This window comes from Vibrio sp. T11.5 (genome assembly GCF_027587155.1).
Lineage (GTDB): Bacteria > Pseudomonadota > Gammaproteobacteria > Enterobacterales > Vibrionaceae > Vibrio > Vibrio neptunius.
In genome coordinates, this window is sequence record NZ_JAPPTP010000004.1 from 25,409 (window position 1) to 45,772 (window position 20,364).

Annotated in this window: 17 protein-coding genes; 9 read left to right on the forward strand and 8 right to left on the reverse strand. The window is 45.6% G+C overall.

Annotated features, from left to right (window positions below):
* Positions 1-134 precede the first annotated feature (134 nt).
* The 6 genes from OH455_RS06010 (at position 135) to OH455_RS06035 (ending at position 7,528) form a co-directional block, all read left to right on the forward strand.
* Positions 135-950 (forward strand): AraC family transcriptional regulator, encoded by an 816-nt coding sequence (locus tag OH455_RS06010; RefSeq protein ID WP_269980716.1) that lies wholly within the window; start codon positions 135-137, stop codon positions 948-950.
* A 188-nt stretch (positions 951-1,138) separates the two neighbouring features.
* Entirely contained in the window at positions 1,139-4,258 is a 3,120-nt protein-coding gene (putA, locus tag OH455_RS06015; RefSeq protein ID WP_269980717.1) for a bifunctional proline dehydrogenase/L-glutamate gamma-semialdehyde dehydrogenase PutA, read from the forward strand.
* A gap of 22 nt (positions 4,259-4,280) precedes the next feature.
* Positions 4,281-4,979 carry a 1-pyrroline-5-carboxylate dehydrogenase gene (locus OH455_RS06020; RefSeq protein ID WP_269980718.1) on the forward strand — a complete coding sequence of 233 codons (699 nt, stop codon included), beginning with the start codon at positions 4,281-4,283 and terminating at the stop codon, positions 4,977-4,979.
* A 76-nt stretch (positions 4,980-5,055) separates the two neighbouring features.
* Positions 5,056-6,543 (forward strand): sodium/proline symporter PutP, encoded by a 1,488-nt coding sequence (gene putP / locus OH455_RS06025; protein ID WP_269980719.1) that lies wholly within the window; start codon positions 5,056-5,058, stop codon positions 6,541-6,543.
* A gap of 167 nt (positions 6,544-6,710) precedes the next feature.
* Positions 6,711-6,941, forward strand: a complete 231-nt coding sequence (locus OH455_RS06030; protein ID WP_045975869.1) for a hypothetical protein — start codon at positions 6,711-6,713, stop codon at positions 6,939-6,941.
* Between the two features lie 110 nt (positions 6,942-7,051).
* Positions 7,052-7,528, forward strand: coding sequence for an Lrp/AsnC family transcriptional regulator (locus OH455_RS06035; RefSeq protein ID WP_045975870.1), 477 nt, complete (start codon positions 7,052-7,054; stop codon positions 7,526-7,528).
* 54 nt (positions 7,529-7,582) lie between these two features.
* Here the strand turns inward: OH455_RS06035 and OH455_RS06040 are convergent, their stop codons facing one another.
* Positions 7,583-8,284 (reverse strand): DUF445 domain-containing protein, encoded by a 702-nt coding sequence (locus OH455_RS06040; RefSeq protein ID WP_269980720.1) that lies wholly within the window; start codon positions 8,282-8,284, stop codon positions 7,583-7,585.
* A gap of 124 nt (positions 8,285-8,408) precedes the next feature.
* Entirely contained in the window at positions 8,409-10,262 is a 1,854-nt protein-coding gene (locus OH455_RS06045) for an ABC transporter ATP-binding protein (protein WP_269980721.1), read from the reverse strand.
* A gap of 304 nt (positions 10,263-10,566) precedes the next feature.
* On the opposite strand from OH455_RS06045, the gene OH455_RS06050 reads away from it, so the two are divergent.
* Complete coding sequence (locus tag OH455_RS06050) at positions 10,567-11,544, forward strand: arginine deiminase-related protein (protein WP_045975873.1); 978 nt, start codon at positions 10,567-10,569, stop codon at positions 11,542-11,544.
* 117 nt (positions 11,545-11,661) lie between these two features.
* Positions 11,662-12,552, forward strand: coding sequence for a LysR family transcriptional regulator (locus OH455_RS06055; RefSeq protein ID WP_269980722.1), 891 nt, complete (start codon positions 11,662-11,664; stop codon positions 12,550-12,552).
* A 39-nt stretch (positions 12,553-12,591) separates the two neighbouring features.
* On the opposite strand, the gene OH455_RS06060 is transcribed toward OH455_RS06055, so the two are convergent.
* From OH455_RS06060 to OH455_RS06075, 4 genes are all read right to left on the reverse strand, one after another.
* Positions 12,592-13,566, reverse strand: coding sequence for a TAXI family TRAP transporter solute-binding subunit (locus tag OH455_RS06060; RefSeq protein ID WP_269980723.1), 975 nt, complete (start codon positions 13,564-13,566; stop codon positions 12,592-12,594).
* A 54-nt stretch (positions 13,567-13,620) separates the two neighbouring features.
* Complete coding sequence (locus OH455_RS06065; protein WP_269980724.1) at positions 13,621-14,472, reverse strand: 3-keto-5-aminohexanoate cleavage protein; 852 nt, start codon at positions 14,470-14,472, stop codon at positions 13,621-13,623.
* On the reverse strand, positions 14,463-15,794 hold the full coding sequence (locus OH455_RS06070) for an aspartate aminotransferase family protein (RefSeq protein ID WP_269980725.1): 1,332 nt from the start codon (positions 15,792-15,794) through the stop codon (positions 14,463-14,465). The genes OH455_RS06065 and OH455_RS06070 overlap by 10 nt, the downstream gene beginning before the upstream one ends.
* 151 nt (positions 15,795-15,945) lie before the next feature.
* A complete protein-coding gene (locus tag OH455_RS06075; RefSeq protein ID WP_045975877.1) occupies positions 15,946-16,866 on the reverse strand; it encodes a DUF368 domain-containing protein in 921 nt (306 codons plus the stop codon).
* A 646-nt stretch (positions 16,867-17,512) separates the two neighbouring features.
* Between OH455_RS06075 and gltS the strand changes: the two genes are divergently transcribed.
* Entirely contained in the window at positions 17,513-18,739 is a 1,227-nt protein-coding gene (gene gltS, locus OH455_RS06080) for a sodium/glutamate symporter (protein ID WP_206370223.1), read from the forward strand.
* Positions 18,740-18,799: 60 nt separating this feature from the next.
* Here gltS and OH455_RS06085 read toward each other — a convergent pair whose 3' ends face one another.
* The gene (locus OH455_RS06085) at positions 18,800-19,930 is read right to left on the reverse strand and encodes an HlyD family secretion protein (protein WP_269980726.1); all 1,131 of its coding nucleotides are present in this window, start codon (positions 19,928-19,930) and stop codon (positions 18,800-18,802) included.
* On the reverse strand, positions 19,930-20,319 hold the full coding sequence (locus OH455_RS06090; RefSeq protein WP_269980727.1) for a DUF3302 domain-containing protein: 390 nt from the start codon (positions 20,317-20,319) through the stop codon (positions 19,930-19,932). The genes OH455_RS06085 and OH455_RS06090 overlap by 1 nt, the downstream gene beginning before the upstream one ends.
* Positions 20,320-20,364: the final 45 nt, after the last annotated feature.

A 20,364-nucleotide genomic window follows, 5' to 3' on the forward strand; every position in this document is an offset into this window, starting at 1 on the left:
ACTATGGTTCGGTTTTATGAACATTCAATAATGTGATGATGTACCCAATTGCATATATCAGGATAAATTTCGGATTGGGAAGATTTTGGTATAACATGCGAAGCCAGTACCACTTGAGATCACAGAATCGTACTATGAGTTCATTTAAGCTCCCCCCTATTATGGGCGATGATGCCAAACTTTTGTCACCCAAGCCTGCTGAGCTGGTGACATTACCATCTTATATGGACTGTCATGACCATAGTTATACCCAGATCGTCATTGGCCTGAAAGGGCAAGCAGAATTTGAGGTTAGCGGTTTTGGTAACTTGGTCGGGCCTGGTCAGGGTTGCGTTGTGACGTCTGGCTCAGGTCATGCTTTTGGTGGCGTTGTGGACCAGTCTGACATTCTGGTATTGAATATGCCGGCTCCATCAGAGGGGGATCCTTTGATGCTACAAAAGCTAAATGAAATCAATCAGCGCGATACCTACTTCCAGCTTGATGTTCAAATCCAGAAACTGATACAGATGCTAGTCGCGGAAATGTACTCTAGCCCAGAAGACTTGCTTCTTAGTCGTGCGTGCAATGACACGGTGATTGCTCTTCTGCAGCGACATATGTCGACATTTGTCACCCCTCACAAAGCGTCTCGTTTCGATCTGGAGGCGATTGACCGCTACATAGAACAGCATTTGAGTCAGAAGATATCTGTTGCTCAATTGGCTGGTAGTGTGTTTCTTGGAGAGAGTCAGTTTCATAATCTTTTTAAAGAACAAATGGGCATCACACCTCACCAATATGTGTTGGGTAAGCGCATTGACATGGCGAAATCCTTGATTGAAAAAGGCCACCTCTCATTGGGCCAGGTCGCTGAACTAACAGGCTTTTCTGGGCAAAGCACTTTCACCCATACATTTTCTCGTCTGCAAGGTATGTCTCCCTCCAGTTACAAGAAACAATTTGGTTAAATAAGAAAAGAATAACCATATATTATTTTGCTCATATGCATGTGACTCTGTTTTTGTTTTGTTAATAATCAGAGTTTTTAGCAAAAAACTCGGAGTTTTTGACAAGTAATCCGGTCGCGCTCAAAATACACTGCAAGCCATTGTAAGAACCCTGATGAATTTATCAGGTTTGAGATTGAGGAAAACGCATGTTTACAGCAACTGATGTGTTGAATGCCGAGTTTGTCGAGCAGCCGCTTGATAAGTTATGGTCATTGATCTCGCCACTTTACATGGTGGACGAATCCCAATGGCTTGAACAACTGTTGCCTCTGGCAATCCCTACTGATGCTGAAAAAGCACAAATTAGCGACAAGACCACCCAGCTTATCGAATCGATTCGTGCTGACAAGAAATCAATCCAGATGATTGACGCCTTGCTACTCGAATACAGCCTAGATACTCAAGAAGGCATTTTGTTGATGTGTCTTGCCGAAGCTTTGATGCGTATACCTGACTCTGCAACGGCTGATGCGCTGATCCGAGATAAGCTGAGTGTTGCCGATTGGAAATCTCACCTAAAGAATTCAGATTCTGTATTTGTGAATGCGTCGACATGGGGTTTGATGCTGACGGGTAAAGTGGTTGGTTTGTCAGAAGCTGAGTCACAAAGCCCTGTTTCTGCGGTTAACCGTCTGGTTAACAAAATGTCAGAGCCTGTTATCCGTAAAGCGATGCATCAGGCGATGAAAGTGATGGGCCACCAGTTCGTTCTAGGACGCAGTATTGCCGAAGCGCAGAAAAACGGTCGCACCATGCGTGATAAAGGCTTTACCTATTCCTATGATATGTTGGGTGAAGCTGCACTGACGACAGCAGATGCCAATAAATACTTCAAAGATTACCTGATGGCGATTGAAGCGGTTGGCCGCGACAAATATGGCTTAGACACTAGCCCAGCGCCTTCAGTGTCTATCAAGTTGTCAGCCCTACATCCACGCTACGAAGTGGCCAACGAAGAACGTGTTCTGACGGAATTAGCGGATACTTTGATGCAACTTCTTCGCCGAGCTGTTGAGCTCGATGTTGCTATCACAATCGACGCGGAAGAAGCCGACCGTCTTGAACTATCGCTGAAGTTATTCGAGAAAGTATATCGCAGCGACCTAGTGAAAGGTTGGGGCAAGTTTGGTTTGGTGATTCAGGCCTATTCAAAGCGTGCACTGCCTGTATTGGTTTGGATTAACGGCTTGGCAAAAGAGCAGGGGGATTTGATCCCTCTGCGTCTAGTGAAAGGCGCGTACTGGGATAGTGAGATCAAATGGTCTCAACAGGCTGGTTACGATAACTATCCTGTTTACACTCGCAAAGAGGCGACGGATGTTGCTTACTTAGCGTGTGCGCGATTCCTACTTTCTGAGAATGTGCGTGGCAACATCTTCCCTCAATTTGCGAGCCACAACGCTCAGACGGTGACGTCTATTGCAGTTATGGCTCAGCACAAAGATTACGAATTCCAGCGCTTGCACGGTATGGGTGATTCCCTGTACAACCACGCGATGGAAGCGTATCAGCAATCTGTGCGTATCTACGCGCCAGTCGGCAGCCACAAAGATCTGTTGCCGTATTTGGTTCGTCGCCTTCTTGAAAACGGTGCAAACAGTTCGTTTGTCCACCGCTTAGTCGACGCTCGTTGCCCGGTAGAAACGCTGACTCAGCACCCTGTCGATATGCTAAAAGCGTTCGATACCTTGAACAACGCTAAGATACCACTGCCTCCGCAGGTCTTCCCTGAGCGCCAAAACTCTTATGGTGTGAACTTGGATATTGAATCAGAAGCCAAACCATTTGAGCAGTCTGTCGAAAGCTTCTTGAAGAATCAGTGGCGAGCAGGTCCGATTATCAATGGTCAGGATCATGCCGAAAGCATGATCAAGGAAAATATCAATGTTGAAGCGGTAACAGCGCCTTATGACCGCCGCATTGAGGTGGGTCAGGTTGCCTTCGCAACTCTTGATCATGTTTCCGCTGCTATTGATGGTGCGCAGCAGGCGTTTGCTGAATGGCATGTCAGTGATAAAGCGCAGAGGGCGGCTATGCTGGATAAACTGGCAGAGCTACTGGAAGCCAACCTTGCTGAACTTGTGGCGCTGTGCCATCAGGAAGCGGGTAAAACAATCCATGATAGCATTGATGAAGTTCGTGAAGCTGTCGACTTTTGTCGCTACTACGCTAAGCAGGTCGACGCTTTGGGTGAAATCCGCCTAGACGGTTTTGATGGACAGGCACGTACAATATCTCGTCAAGGACGCGGCGTGTTTGTGTGTATCAGCCCTTGGAACTTCCCACTGGCGATTTTCCTCGGTCAAATTACAGCTGCTCTCGTCGCAGGCAACACTGTGGTCGCGAAGCCGGCAGAGCAAACCAGTTTGATTGCTGCACGTGCCGTCGAGTTGATGAATGAAGCGGGCTTCCCTGCTGGCACGATTCAATTGCTGCCAGGTCGTGGTGCTGAAATTGGTTCAGCCTTGACCTCTCATCCTGCTATTGCTGGTGTCGCCTTTACCGGTTCAACGGCAACAGCGCAACGAATTAATCAAACCTTAGCGTCTCGTGATGCGGCTCCTGTCCCTTTCATCGCTGAAACGGGCGGCCAAAATGCAATGATTGTTGATAGTACTGCACTTCCTGAGCAGGTTGTGCGTGATGTTATTCGTTCAGCGTTTGCCTCCGCAGGCCAACGTTGTAGTGCTCTACGCGTACTGTATGTGCAAGAAGATATTGCCGACCGCATCGTTGCACTGATTCAGGGTGCCATGCAAGAACTGAGCGTAGGCCTTCCTTATCTGCATTCCACGGATGTTGGACCGGTTATCGATACGACAGCAAAAACTAAATTAGTTAAGCATATTGAGCGTATGACGGCCACGGAAAAGAAAGTGGCTGAGTTGACTTTGGGTGAAGAACATCAACATGGTGATTTCGTGGCACCAAGTGCTTTTGAAATTCGCGATATTGCTTGTCTTGAAGAAGAGCAGTTTGGTCCAATTTTGCATATTGTTCGCTTTAAAGCGAACGAACTTCATCAAATTGTTGAGCGTATTAACAGCACTGGTTTTGGTTTGACTATGGGTATTCATAGCCGCAATGAAACCACTTACCGCTGGATTGAAAAACATGCACGTGTGGGTAACTGCTACATCAATCGTGACCAGGTCGGGGCTGTTGTTGGCGTGCAACCATTCGGTGGTCAGGGCCTTTCAGGTACAGGGCCTAAAGCTGGCGGCCCGCACTACCTATTCCGCTTTACGCAAACTTCGTTTTCTTAATCTGTAGGCAAGGAGAAAGATTATGGTTCATCAAGTAACTCGTTTTTCTGATGCTTTTTCAGCGTGGGAAAACTGGAATCTAACTAACTTTGATTCGAAAAGTGAGTGTTTACTTGCTTTCAAGCAGGCTCTGCATTCTAGACAGCCGAATTTAGCGTCTGTAATGGGATACCATATTGAACACGCCTCAGCATTGTTAGCTGAAACGCATCAACTGGTAGGCCCTACTGGGGAAACTAACGAACTGTATACTGCAGGTCGAGGTGTAGCACTGATCATTCAAGATGAGTCGTTACAGTCAGCACAACAAGCAACGATTGCACAGGTGACTGCTGCATTGATTGCGGGTAACAGTGTCATCTTATGTAGTGATGACACGCAATTTACCCAAAATTTGGAAGCTGCCTATACGCAGTCTTCTTTACCTATGAACCTATTACAATTTGCTTCTCTCGATGCTTATCATCAATTGTTGGAGTCAGATGTACGTAGTGTCGGATATATAGGGAATCAAGAGGTTGAGCAAACAATCAACCGTCAATTAGCGAAACGTTCAGGTGCAATTGTTGGCCTAGTTTCTGAAACGGATGTGACAGCGACTCCGGTCGCACACGATCCATACCTATCGCTTCGCTTTATCACAGAGCGGACGAGAACAATAAATATAACAGCAGTGGGTGGTAACGCGACCTTGCTCGAGCTTGGGAGTGAAGCCCACTAATCCTTTCTCAGAGAGCCCTCACTCAGTGTAAGTGAGGGCGTTCATGGAAGGCGATCTTTTATAAGAGGACAAACACATGGAAAATAGCTTTGCTATTACGACCACGTTTATTGCGTATCTAATTCTGATGCTGGCAATAGGCGTTATTGCATACCAACGAACGAAAAACTCCACCGATTACTTCTTGGGTGGGCGTTCATTGGGCCCTTGGCCTGCGGCGCTATCAGCGGGTGCATCTGATATGAGTGGTTGGTTGCTACTTGGCTTGCCTGGCTATGCGTATGCATCGGGTATTGAGGCTTTCTGGCTAGCTGGTGGTCTGCTAGTGGGTACTTGGCTAAACTGGCTAATCAGTGCCAAACGTCTACGTACGTATAGTATTACGACAGACGCTTTGACCTTACCCGAATTCTTTTCACGCCGTTTTAACGATAATTCGAAACTGATTCAGGTTATCTCTGCTTTCTTTATCCTTTTATTCTTCCTTTTCTATACCAGCTCCGGTCTGGTAGCGGGCGGAAAACTGTTTGAAACAGTATTCGGACTGGATTACACCACAGCAGTTATTATCGGTACCGTCTGTGTGGTTTCTTACACATTGTTCGGTGGCTTCTTAGCAGTCTCTTGGACTGACCTTGTCCAAGGCCTTTTGATGTCCGCAGCTCTGATGATTGTGCCTATTGCTGCTATGGAAGGTGGTGTTGGACAACTCAGTGCTGACCTAACCAACATCAATCCTCAGCTTCTGACATTGTGGAATGATACTAAAGGTGAGCCGTTGTCAGCGATTGCGATCATCTCTTTGGTTGCGTGGGGTTTAGGTTACTTTGGTCAGCCACACATTCTGGCGCGTTTCAAAGCAGCGCGTAGTAACAAAGATTTGACCACCGCTCGTCGCATTGCCGTGGTTTGGACTGCATTGTCTATGGTTGGTGCAATGCTGGTTGGTTTGGTTGGTCTGATTTATGTGACCAACTCTGGTGTATCCATTGATGATGGAGAGAAGATCTTCATGCTATTGGTGAACTCGATCTTCCATCCAGTGGTTGCTGGTGTGCTTCTAGCGGCGATCTTAGCTGCAATCATGAGTACAGCTGACTCTCAACTGTTGGTTTCTTCTTCAGCATTGGCAGAAGACTTCTACAAGCAGCTTGTGAAAAAAGACGCGACATCTGAAGAGATTGTCATGGTTGGCCGTATTGCAGTCGTGGTGATTTCTATTGTTGCGCTAATCCTTGCCATGACACCAGACAGTTCCGTACTTGGTCTGGTTTCTTACGCTTGGGCAGGCTTTGGTGCAGCATTCGGTCCGGCACTGATTCTTAGCTTGTATTGGTCTCGTATGAACCGTAACGGTGCGCTTGCGGGTATCGTGATTGGCGGTGTAACTATCGTTGTATGGAAGCAGCTAACCGGCGGTTGGTTCGATGTTTACGAAATCGTTCCGGGAATCATCTTCTCTTCTATCGCCATTGTGGTTGTGAGCCTAATGACAGGTGAACCAGAAGAATCTGTGAAAGCACAGCATGCGAAGTTTGAAAAACAGCTTACTGAGCTAGAATAAGCGGTAAATTGACGAAACATAAAGCCCCGATATTCGGGGCTTTTTTAATGAAATTGATTAATAATTGAACTTGGCTCACAAATTGAAAATGAAAATTTGAGCAATTGGAACTAAGGCCTTACTAATATGTCGACTATCAATAATGCCTTCAATCACGGAGATAGAAAATGCCTCAGGTATATTGCCATTGCTGCGAGAAAGTGACTGACCACAAAGTGGTTATGAAGCGATGCCAAGCAGAGCATAACTCGGTGAAAAAGAGTTTGGCGTGCTTCTTTGCCACCCTCTTTCAGGGCGCACACTATGTAAAAATGGAAAAACAGACGTTTTGTCGAGTGTGCAACACTCAGGCAGACTTAGTCGAAGAGGGTGAGCTCTCGAACGTTGAAGCCGCTTAAGTTTCCATTATTGTCGATAAAAATGCGTCTAAGTCGGCTGCTTTGTTAGGTTTCATTGCCTTGTTTCGATTATGATAAGCATAAAGAAACACATCGAATCAGAGCGTTAAATGGACTTAGATAGAATTGACCGTGAAATCCTTCGCACCCTAAATCTTAAAGGGCGCCTTCCTGTTGTCGAACTGGCAAAACAAGTGAACCTGACCACTTCCCCGTGTTCTGATCGCGTTAAACGACTGGAAAAAGAGGGCTATATCAAAGGTTATCACGCTGAACTGAATCCAGAGAAACTTGGCTTGGATGTGCAAGTTTTCATTCATATCCGCCTTGATCAGACCAGCTTTTCGATTTTTGAAAAGTTTGCCAAAGCCGTCGAAGATATGCCGGAGATCGAAGAGTGTTATTCGTTATCTGGTGACTTTGATACCATGATAAAAGTACGAGTCAAAGATATGAAGGCGTACCAGTATTTTATGTCAACCAAACTTGGCACTTTACCCGGGGTTATCCAGACGCGAAGCGAAGTGGTCATCGAAGAGCATAAAACCAGTTTTGGTGTGAATGCGGATTTGATCGCGACACTCTAGATAATAAAACGGGAAGCGCCAGCTTCCCGTTTTACCTATCTTTTATCGGGCTATCTAAGCGATGAATGATGATGCGACACCAATCAGGCCACCAAAAACACCGCCCCAAACGACCAACCAGCCTAGGTGCTCTTTAATCATTTTCTGAACGATCTCTTTGACCAATTTTGGTGTTAATTCATTGAGGCGCTGATCGATGATGTTTTCAATGTTCGCTTGAATTTCTTCCATCATAGCTGGTGATTCAAGTTGGCTTTTTAGTGCTTTTTTAACCACGTTACTCTGACTGATTTCAACAACGGCTTTCTGCATCTTCTCAACAAAAGGCTCTTTTAATGGTTGAAGGGCTTCTGCACCACCAAACATGGCCAGCATGCTGCCAAACGAAGAATTAGCAATCACATTCACTAGTGAATCAAACGTTGGATTGAAATCGACTTTTTCAAGTACGGGTTCAAGGTTCAGTGACTTTCCTGACATTTCTTTGTTTAGGAATCGATCGATGTTTTTCTCAGTGAAGAACTGCTCCATCATTAGGGCTTTGATGGCACTCTTAAACTCTTCAAATCGGGCTGGAATGACCCCTGAGCCGTAAAGTCCAGGAACTTTCTCAAACAGCATATGAATTGCCAGCCAATTGGTAATAGCGCCAGAAAAAGCGAACAGGCCAGCGTAAAACGCGATTTGGTTGTCGGTTTGATAACCGCCAGCCAGCAATGCCAGCGCCAGTAAATTGGTCAGTAAACTTTTATTCATTGATTGTATGGGAAACTATTGATTGTGAATGGCGCGATTATATCTCAATTGCCACGGCAGAATGAATATAGAAAACAAAAAAGCAGAGACCAGCCTCTGCTTTCATGCTTTACAATAGTCCGGATTATGCGGTTTGCTTTTGTCGGTCTTCGTCGCCGATAAAACCACCCGTTTGGTGGGCCCACAGCTGGGCATAAATCCCTTTGTTTTGAATCAGTTCCTGATGAGTACCTTGTTCAACAATTTGGCCTTTATCCAAGACAATTAGACGATCCATTGCAGCGATGGTGGATAAGCGGTGTGCAATAGCGATAACGGTTTTTCCTTTCATTAGCTCATTGAGGCTTTCTTGAATGGCGGCTTCTACTTCTGAATCCAGTGCAGAAGTTGCTTCATCCAGAATCAATAATGGCGCATCTTTGAGTAATACTCGCGAGATTGCAATTCGCTGTCTTTGACCGCCAGACAACTTCACGCCTCGCTCACCTACTTGGGCATCATAGCCTTTGTTGCCAAACGGGTCATTGAGCGTCTCGATGAACTCGTGTGCATGGGCTTGTTTGGTCGCACGCAACAGATCCTCTTCGCTGGCATCAGGGTTACCATAAAGGATGTTGTCGCGAATCGAACGATGCAACAGGGATGTGTCTTGCGTCACCATACCGATATTGCTGCGCAGAGAATCTTGAGTGACATCAGAAATCACCTGACCATCGATCTTGATGTTGCCGCTCTCAACATCATGGAAACGCAAAAGCAGATTGACCAAGGTGGATTTACCTGCACCGGAGCGACCCACTAAACCGACTTTTTCCCCTGGCTTAATATTCAGGTTGAGGTGGCTGATCACCCCTTTGTTTTCGTCGCCATAATGGAAGCTAACATTGTCAAACTCGATCCCACCATGCTCAACTTTAAGAGGCTTAGCATTATCTTTATCTTGAATATCAATGGGTTTGGAGAGTGTTTTCATACCATCGACAACGGTTCCCATGTTTTCAAACAGAGCCCCTACTTCCCACATGATCCACATCGACATGCCGTTAATACGTAGAGCCAGAGCAATCGCAATAGCGATGGCACCAATGCTGATCGAGTTGTCCATCCATAGATAAATAGACAATGCACCTATGGTGAAGACTAGGAGGTAGTTGGTTATCTCAACAGCGACGTCAAAACCAGTCACTAAACGCATCTGGCGATAAACGGTATCAAGAAAGCCGCGCATGCCGTTTTCTGCGTACACCGTTTCCCGTTTGCTGTGGGAGAATAATTTAACGGTCGCAATGTTGGTGTAGCTATCGACGATACGGCCTGTCATGGTCGAACGTGCATCGGCTTGCTCTGACGCGACCTGCTTCAACTTAGGAACGAAGTATATTTGAATGCAGACATAACACAGTAGCCAGATCACCATTGGGATCATTAAACGCCAGTCAGCCTGCGCTAAAAGAACGACAATCGCGGTAAAGTACACTGAGACATAAACGAAAACGTCCATGGTTTTCATCACAGTTTCACGCACGGCCAGAGATGTTTGCATCACTTTGGTTGCAACACGGCCTGCAAAATCGTCCTGATAGAAGTTCAGGCTCTGTTTGAGTAGATAGCGATGCGCGAGCCAGCGAATCGACATTGGGTAGTTGCCGAGCAATGTCTGGTGGACCAAAAGAGAATACGCGACGACCAAGATGGGCATCACTATAAGTAGTAAGCCACCATACAGCATTAGCTGTGACTGGTTTTCTTGCCAGAAGGTGTTCGGGTTGCTGGTCGATAGCCAGTCGACTAGGTTGCCCATTGCACCAAATAGTGATACTTCGACTATCGCAACCACAGTGGCCATTAATGACATCAGGATCAGAGGGATCTCAAATCCACGAGTGTAATAGCGACAGAAAGCAAAGATCCCACTCGGTGGCTGAGAGGGTTCTTCATCGGGAAAAGGTTTTGTGAATCCTTCAAATTTCTTAAACATATCTCGCCTTAAATATCACAACGCAGGAGAGAGCCAGAGATGGCTATTGCGTTTGTGTCATATGGTAGCTCGTTAATGTTTGAAATGTAACCATAATTCAATCAATTGTTATACGAGTTACTGCATATTATTCATACAACCGGTTTTAAAAGTCTTGCTGGCAATAAAATTTACTGAGAAAAATGATATTCACAGTAAAAATTCATGGTTAGTGTCGGTTAGAATGGGTGAATTCAGTCATTTTTGTTTTAACAATATGTCTACAATTCAACGTAAGTGAGTGAGATATAACGAGTCTATCGCAATGTTCAAACAGCAAACACAACTAGAAAAGTCAGTTTCTACAGTGCAAAACGCTAACTGCGTGGTGATGGTGCCACCGAAAGAGTTTGCGTTTAATGCTGAAACCGCTCGAGACAATGAGTTTCAACATCAAGTCAGCGAAACAACGGAACAGGTTCGCAATCAAGCAATGCAAGAGTACAACACTATGGTTGAACAATTGCGCCATGCTGGTGTTCAGGTCGTTGAATTTGACTACCCACTTGGTGCGGTAGAAACACCAGACGCCGTATTCCCAAATAATTGGTTCAGCACCACTGCTGACGGTGCTCTCTACACCTTCCCCATGGCATGTGAGAATCGTCAACAGGAAGTTCGCCCTGATGCTCTGCGTCAAGCACTAGAAGCAGCAGGTCGAGCTGTGTCTAGCGAAGATTCGTTGACGGATTACTTAACACAGAATGCACACTTAGAAAGTACAGGTGTAATGGTGATTGATCATGTTAATCGCACCATTTATGCTGCGCTTTCACAACGTTGTGACCGCGAAGTGTTGGAAGATTATGCTGAGAGAATCGGTTACGAGCGTGTGGTGTCTTTTCAGACGGCACTACCCTCCGGAAAACCTATTTATCACACCAATGTAATGATGGCGATCGGTGAACATTTTTGTGTGATTTGCGATGAAGTGATTCCAGAATTTGAGCGTCGGTTTGTACTCAAATCTCTTGCGAAAGATAAGCAGGTTATCTCTATCAGCCTTGAGCAGATGAACCAGTTCTGTGGCAATATCTTGGAGCTTGAAACTGTCAATGGTGATAAAGTGATCGCAATGTCACAATCGGCGTTCGACGCGTTTTCACCAGCACAACGTGCTCAGTTGTCGAGCCATGGTAAGCTTCTTCCATTCAACGTGCAGACCATAGAATCAATCGGTGGTGGTAGTGTTCGTTGCATGTTGGGTGAGGTTTTTCTGCCAAGTCGCAAGAACAGCTTATAACCATAAAACAGCCTGTCATCAGACAGGCTGTTTTAGCTTGGCTCCATACTTGTCTTTACAACTGCCCATTACGCCTCTTATTCTGCATGTATGAATTAAAAGAATAGGTTCATACCTATGCTTAAAGGAAGCGAACTCCCTTCGATTAAAGCCCTGCGATCGTTTGTCGCGGTGGCTCATCATCAGAGTTTTTCAAAAGCAGCAGAAGAGCTGTATGTCACTCAGGGTGCAGTGAGTAAGCAGATAGCGATACTGGAGCAGATGGTTGGTAGACCATTGGTAGAGCGTCAGTTGAATGGCATTGAATTGACGACAGCTGGAAAGCAATACTTACCCAAAGTTATTGAAGCGCTAGAGATCATTCAACACGCTACCGCTAGCCTGATTCAAAGTGATACACAGCAAGAGTTACTGACCATTGATGTGACGCCTTCGTTTGCCAGCTTATGGTTGCTGCCTAAGATCGAAGAGTTTCGGCGTTTGTATCCACAGTTGCAGGTGAAAATACGTACTCGTGAGAATGCCCAGCTTAAACTTGCAGGCGAGTCGGATATCGCCTTGCGTTGTTTGCCGCTGTCTAAGCACTACGAGCACAGTCAACTCTTGTGTCATGAAAAGCTACTTTTGATCGGTGAACAATCCGCGTCCTGTCGCGATGTCACTTCTGTGTTAACACAGCATACTTTGATCCCTCAAACCACTAGACCACAGTTGTGGGAGCTGTTTAAGTTAGAGCATCAGTGCTCGGAGCCACTCAACTATTATGGTGTTGGTTACGAACATTTTTACTTGTCATTAGAGGCGGTGAAGCGGGGGAAAGGGTTGGCTTTGGTGCCTGATTTTATGGCGCGTGAAATGTTGGACAATGCTCAGGTGAACAATCTGCTTGGTCTATCGATGCTCAGTGGCTATGGCTACTATTTGAGTGTGCCGAATTACCGTTTGGCTTCAAGGAAAGTTCAGCTTTTTCATCAGTGGCTCAGAGACGAACTTGAAGAGAATAAATAATAAACCCGGCGTTTGCCGGGTTTGTTATTTATTACGTGGTTACTTAATCAATCCCACTTCTTTATAGTATTTAAGCGCGCCTGGGTGAAGAGGTGCAGACAAACCGTCTTTGACCATCTCTTCTTTTTTCAGGTTGGCGAACGCAGGGTGCAGTTTGCGGAAGTCGTCGAAGTTTTCAAACACCGCTTTTACCGTGTTGTATACCACATCTTCCGGTACTACAGTGGAAGAGACAAATGTAGCACCAACACCAAATGTTTGAACATCGTCAGGGTTGCCCTTGTACATACCTCCAGGAACTGTTGCAGTGCGGTAGTAGCTTGCGTCAGATAAAAGTTTGTTGACCTGAGGGCTTGAGACTTGAACAATGTGACTGTCACAGGAAGTGGTCGCCTCCTGAATCGCGCCACTTGGGTGGCCTACGACGTAAACCATTGCATCAATTTTGTTATCACACAATGCTTTAGACTGTTCAGCTGCTTTTAGTTCAGAAGCTAACTTGAAATCTTTAGTCGTCCAACCATATTGGTCCATTAGAACTTCCATTGTACCGCGTTGGCCTGAGCCTGGGTTGCCGATGTTGACACGTTTACCTTTAAGATCTTCAAAACTCTTGATGCCTGAATCTGCGCGAGCCACAACGGTGAACGGCTCAGGGTGAACAGAGAACACCGCACGCAGTTCTTTGAATGGACCTGCATCGGAAAACTTACTCGTCCCATTGTAGCCATGGTACTGCCAGTCAGACTGTGCGATACCTAAGTCCAACTCACCGGCGCGAATAGTGTTGATGTTATAGATTGAACCACCTGTAGATTCAACAGAACAACGAATCCCATGTTCTTTTTTGGTTTTGTTTACCAGACGGCAAATAGCACCACCAGTTGGGTAGTAGACGCCTGTTACACCACCAGTGCCAATGGTAATAAATCTATCAGAAGCTGAAGCGTAAAAAGTGGTGCCTAAAAGTGCAGCTACCGAGGCGGCAGTCATTACGTTTTTTAGCAATGTCATAGTCATTCCTTTTATTACGTGTAACGATCCTATCTTACTTTGCACAGGCACCAATCAACGCTTTGTTAGTACCCTCCGGAAACTATATGCATCATGAATCGGAATGTTTAATAATTTGTTAATTTTTTTGAGGTTTCTCACTTGTTCCGCATTGTTAGTTGCTGGTTTTCCTCGTGGATCAAGGTGATTGTTCTCAAAACCGACACGAATATCTAGCCCAAGTAGCATTGCATTGATGAGGCAGTCCTGCTCACGATTACCAAAGGCACATACGGCGAGGTGAACGTTTTGTTGAACGAACTGATGCAAGTCGAGTTGCATTAAATCCCACGGATTGGATTGCTGTTCGTTGTGGTATCGGCCAAGAACGACGAGTGCGTGTTGATCTACGATTGGCAAGATTCCCTGAGCACGCAGCTGGAAGAAGCGTTGAATATCATCTTGATCGTAGAGGATGATTTGACTGATGATTCCATGTTCCGCAACCCAATGGAAAAAGGCTTTTCCAGACTCAATGTGGTTGTCATCGGGAATCAGCTCACGGAGTGCAAATGAGGCGGCTTCGGGTTTGATCGCTTTAGTCAGTGCTATTTGTTGCTCTATGCTGTAAATCCCTATGGCTTCGGTGGTCAACTGGACAATAATGCTGTCACCGACGGCCTGTTTCACTCTGTCGTACAACTGGCGATTGGATTTGATTTCCAAACTGTGTTGGCCATTCTCGTCTCGGCAGTGAAGGTGAACCATGGCAGCCCCAGCATCGCGACAGGCGATGACCTCAGAGATGATTTCTTCGTTAGTCATTGGAAGGTTAGGGTGATCTCGTTTGGTTTTTCGCGCCCCATTCGGTGCCACTATAATCGCACTGGTTTGCAGGTGACCAGCATCACCTGATGTTAAACCCATGTTCCAGCTACCTCTGTCAATGTTGTTTTCAGTTTAGTCACAAGCTCGTCGATGTGGTTTGGTTCGATGATGAAAGGTGGGGCTAATAGAATGTGATGTCCTTGTTCTCCGTCAATGGTTCCAGACATTGGATAGCACATTAGGCCGTTTGCCATGGCTTGATACTTTACCGCAGCATGTGCTTTTGTGGCGATATCGAGTGGAGTCTTACTGTCTTGATCTTTGACGAGCTCAATGCCAAGGAAAAGACCTTTACCTCGGATATCGCCCACGTAAGGTAAGTCGCCCAGTTCATTCGACAGTGTTTGTTTTAGTTCCGCGCCGTGAGATTGCACTGATGACAACAGTCTTTCCTTTTGAATAGCTTCGACAGTGGCCAGGGCAGATGCACATGCCATAGGATGTGCCATAAAGGTGTGGCCATGCTGGAAGAAACCGCTACCATTTTCTATCGCTTGGTAAATCCGGTCGTTGGCGATGGTGGCGCCAATAGGTTGATAACCTGCTCCTAGCCCTTTTGCGATACAGACCAGATCAGGCTCTATCTGTTCTTGTTCAAATGCAAAGAAACTGCCGCTGCGACCTACACCACACATCACTTCATCTAATATAAGTAAAACCTCATACTGATCGCAGATCTCCCTAATTCGTTTGAAGTAGCCCCTTGTAGCTGGTACTGCGCCAGCAGTAGCACCGACAACAGGTTCTGCCACAAACGCCATGACATTTTCTGCACCCAGTTCGAGGATTTTCTCCTCAAGCTGATTGGCGCTGCGAAGTGAATAGTCCAACTCTGATTCACCCCTATGTTTCAAACGATATGAGTAACAGGGGTCGATATGATGACTGGTTGTCAGCAGTGGCTGGAATGGAGCTCGTCGCCATTCGTTTCCACCGACGGCTAGTGCACCTAAAGTATTGCCATGATAGCTTTGTTTTCGGGCGATGAACTGAGTCTTAGTCGTTTTTCCAATCTCGACATAATACTGACGTGCCATTTTTAACGCCGACTCCACTGCTTCGGATCCGCCACTCACAAAATACACATGATTAAATTGTGCAGGCATTAGATTGCAAAGTGCATCAGCCAATTGTTCGCTAGGTTCGTTAGCAAAAAAACCAGTGTGAGCGAAAGGGATACGCTCAAGCTGTTCTATGATGGCTCGTTTAATCGCTGGGTGGTTATGGCCAAGATTAGAAACCGCAGCCCCCCCGCATGCATCTAGATAGGCTCTACCTTGTGTATCAAAAAGATAGACACCATCACCGTGACTGACGGTGGGTAAACGAGTATGGCAGTGTCGATGGAAAACATGAGACATAATGAGGCACTCGATGATTGTAGTGACCCTATCGTGTCCAAGTTGCTTCAATGGCGCAATCGACAAAAAGTTGACCGCTATGAGCGTTTGGAATGAGTAGAAGCGCCTAGGGGGCAAAAGAAAAGCAGCCAGTTGGCTGCTTGACACTTAACTAGATATCACGCTTATCGGCAAATTTTTCCAAGCTGAGAACCAGTGCAATAGCACACAGCATTAGAATGATGGCCATGACTATCTGGGCAGGTTGTGAAGTGATGGCTTCAAAATCTAGTGGTGAGAGATTGCGTTCGAGCAATGGGACTTGTTCGCCGCTTGAGTTAGTGCGCCACGTCAACGTTTCTTTCCAAGGCCAGATCTTTGGTAGTGTGCCAATCATTAGGCCGGTTAGAAAAATCAGAGTTAAGTCTCTGAAACGACTCAGTAGCCATGACAGTACGTGAGAAAAACTCAGTAAACCGATAACGCAGCCAGTCAAGAAAAGCAGCAAGACAGTTACATCCAATGATTTGACTGCGCCAAGAACTGGGCTGTACATACCAATGAGTAGCAATATAAAGCTGCCAGAGATGCCAGGTAAGATCATCGCGCATATAGCGATCGCTCCCGCAAACATGATATTGATGCTGGTTGGATCCATTTGAAGGGGTTTGAGGATGGTAATGCTATAAGCAAAACCGACCCCGAGTAATAGGAAGATAAGGCGACTGATGCTTCTTTTCTCAATTTGTTTCAGCATATGGAAAACAGAAACCAGAATCAGACCGAAGAAAAAAGACCATAAAGGGATAGGGTGCGTGACTAGTAACCACGAAATCAGCTTGGCAAGTGTCGCAATGCTGGTTAGCACACCACCGAACAGCGCGACAAGGAATAAGCCGTTGATATGGTTGAACGCTGCTTTGATTCCATCATGCTTCAAAATGCCAAGTAAGCTAGGATTAATGCGTCGGATACTTTCCAATAAGGTGTCATAGATGCCTGTAATAAAGGCAATGGTGCCTCCAGAGACACCGGGTACTACGTCGGCCGCACCCATGGCTAGGCCTTTGAAAAAAGTAGATAAGTAATTCATTCGTTACAACGGGTCAGTTCAGGTGGTGAGAGTATATCGTCAATAACGTAAAAAAAGTATGAAAACAGTGAATTGATAAATTAATCGATAAGAGACTTGTTTAATATCGAATTGCACTTATTTGCAAAATGCAATTTTCATTTTGCATATTGATTATAATAAATTGGCTAAAAATTGGACCAATATTGGGGTTTTATGGCCTTTTTAAGTTGGCACGCTATCTGCATTACTTTTAGTGACCCTTATTAAGCCGAGGGTCACCTAGCCAACTGACGTTGTTAGTGAATGATTTTTGTTCACACAATATATGTGCCAATCGCCCTTATTGCGATTGGCTTTTTTTTTGTCTTTTGGTCAATTCCTCGTCAATTTACATCGTTTCATGACACGAATTTTCTCTCCATGCTCGACAAATGCCCGTGAGTTTATTAATAATGTCCGCTTTCTTTTTCGGTCCCTAACGTACACCGTAGGGTTTCGATGTTGAAATTGAGCGGGTTTACCCGCTGTGGATAGGACGTTTTTTAACAGAGAACATCTCAATCAGTGCCTGCAATTGTTACCGAGGCCTTGGTAACGAAATGGCCCAGAGCAATATGCTCTTAGCTCATTAGGGAAGATGAGTGACAGACAATGAAGAGGTTATATGAATCAGATAATTTCGGTTGGACCACTAGAATCTTTCTTAATCGCAATCAGCGTTTTGTTTCTAGGCCACTTTGTAAATTCTAAGCTCCCTATTCTGAAGAAGTTCAATATTCCAGAGCCCATTGTGGGTGGTTTGATTGTGGCGATGATCATTACAGGCATGCATTTTAACGAGTTTGATCTGGAATTCTCACTGCCGTTACAAAATACTTTTATGCTGATGTTTTTCAGTACGGTTGGCTTGGCAGCAAACTATACGCAGTTGATGAAAGGTGGCGTTAAAGTCTTTATCTTTCTTGCGGTTGCATCTTTTTACATTATCATTCAAAACGGTGTTGGGGTGTCATTGGCTTCTGCGCTAGGCTTAGACCCTTTAATGGGCTTGATTGCTGGTTCTATCACTCTATCCGGTGGACACGGAACAGGCGCAGCTTGGTCTCAAACCTTTTCAGAAACTTATGGCCTGAAGAACACGCTAGAAATCGCGATGGCTTCTGCCACGTTTGGTCTGATTATCGGTGGTATCATCGGTAGCCCTGTTGCTCAAAAGCTGATCAACAAAAACAACCTTGAGTCAGAATACGGACGCGGGACAGATACTCATGAAAAGTTTCCTGAAGTCATCACTTACAATGAGTATGAAGAGGACAAGGTTACAGCGAAAAAAGTGATTGAAATCCTGTTTGTTTTGCTTATCTGTGTGACAGGAGCCAAATACTTGGAACAATGGGTCAGCAGTCTGGAGATTAGCTGGCTGATGATCCCTGATTTCGTTTATGCGCTATTTATTGGCGTGTTTATCACTAATATCATGGAAGTGACCAAAACTCATAAGGTAGATGCAGAAACAGTCGATATTCTCGGTACGGTTTCATTGTCACTGTTCTTAGCCATGGCTCTAATGAGCTTGAAGCTATGGAACATTTTTGACCTCGCGATTCCATTTCTGATCATCCTTTCGGTTCAATCGGTGATCTTAGGTATTTTTACTTACTTTGTGACTTTTAAGGTTATGGGCTCAAACTACGATGCGGCTGTTATCGCGGGTGGTCATTGTGGATTTGGTTTAGGTGCAACGCCCACGGCTGTGATGAACATGGGGTCAGTAGTCAACCAATATGGCCCATCACCTCAGGCATTTATGGTGGTGCCGATTGTTGGTGCTTTCTTTATCGACATTGTGAACTTAATTATCCTTCAAGGGTACATCTCCTTTATCGGTTAATGTGCTCATCTACAAATGAAAAGGCCTCTTGTAAGAGGCCTTTTTGCTTTCTGACGGATTTTAATGGTCTAGGTAGAGATAGTTCTGCCAGCTTTTCATTCGAATGAGTACTTTACGCATAATGGAAACATGAGTGAATTGATCGGAGTAAACCGCCACCTCGACTGCTGTCCCCATGGGCAAGTGGTAGTCGGACAAGTCATCCGTGATCTTTAAAGTGACAAAGACTCGTCCACTGGTACGCAATGCTTCCGTGCCAAGCAGGGCGCCTCGCGCCTGAAACTGGCTTTCACCAATGGCGGGCAGTACGTCTACAACCTCTCCCTTAAACACCTTTCCTGGAAGGGCTCTGAAGAGAAATTCTGCTTCATAGCCCGGTTGTAAGCGTTGTAGAGAGTTTTGCCTGAACGCAGCGGCATACAGCGTTTCTTCGGTATGAACGAATGTCATTACTGGAGCCAGTGGCAGTGGTACTGCCATCACGCCAGGGCGCAAGGCCAATTGAGTCGCAAAGCCATCAGTGGGGGCTTTGACAATAGTCTGCTCCAAGTCAAATTCTGCTTGACGCAGCTCTGCTAGCAAACGTGCGACTGTGGTGTTCTCACCGCCTATTTCTGAGTTGAGGGCAATCTTGGCTTGGTCTACTCTGGCCTCAGCAACTTTGACCGCGGCTTCAGCAGCCTTGTAGGCTTGACGTCGAGTGTCCAGTTCCTGCTCAGTGAACGCGCCTTTTTCGTAACCGCGCTGATACCGCGAATATTCGCGCTGGGCTTTGTCTCTATCGGCGATGGCTTGAGCTTGCGCAGCTTGCGCTTCTTGTACGTCAGACTCTAGCCCAAGAGCGCCTTGGCTGGCCTCTTTAATTTGTGCTTCAAGCTTTTCAACTTCTGCTTCGTATGGGATAGGATCAATCATAAAGAGAATGTCCCCTTGTTTGAGCGGTTTATTGGGCTCTACAGGCACTTCGATAACCCGACCTCTTACTCCTGAAACGATAGGTGTACTGGAAAAAACTTGATTGCCAAGCTGAGTGAACGGATGGTTGTAGTTCATTAAAAGAATCAATGTACCGACCAATACCACACCACCTAATACGGCAGTTGGCACTGTCCATTTATTGAGTGGGATGTTGAAGATCTTAAAAATCGCAATGCACAACGCGGCGTACGTGAGAATAAGGAGCAAATCCATTACTGTTCCTCCTCATGATCATCCATTCGGATCGCAGGAGAGGGATTAGTTTGATGTCTCTCTTTGAGGTGACGTACCTCTTTTTGTAGCTGACTAACCTGATCGATGAGTAAATCGACACGGTGATGAATATCGTGCTGTTCTTCTTCCAGCTTTTGGAATCCCCAGCCTCTTTCCTGACGCCAGAGCGTGGCCCATATCCAGAGAAATGGCCAAATAGCATGTAGTGTGAATAAACTGACCCAACCTGCATAGTGAATCGCATCCTGATGTGGGTGTGCTCTCTGCTTGGCTATTTCATACGGAATATCGTGAATTACAATGATGCCATAGAAAATCACCAGTGCGACAAAGATAAGTAAACCTAGCGCAAAGTAGTCCAAAAACATAAAAGCTTTCCTGTTATTGTGTTTTTATTCAATAAAACATACGGT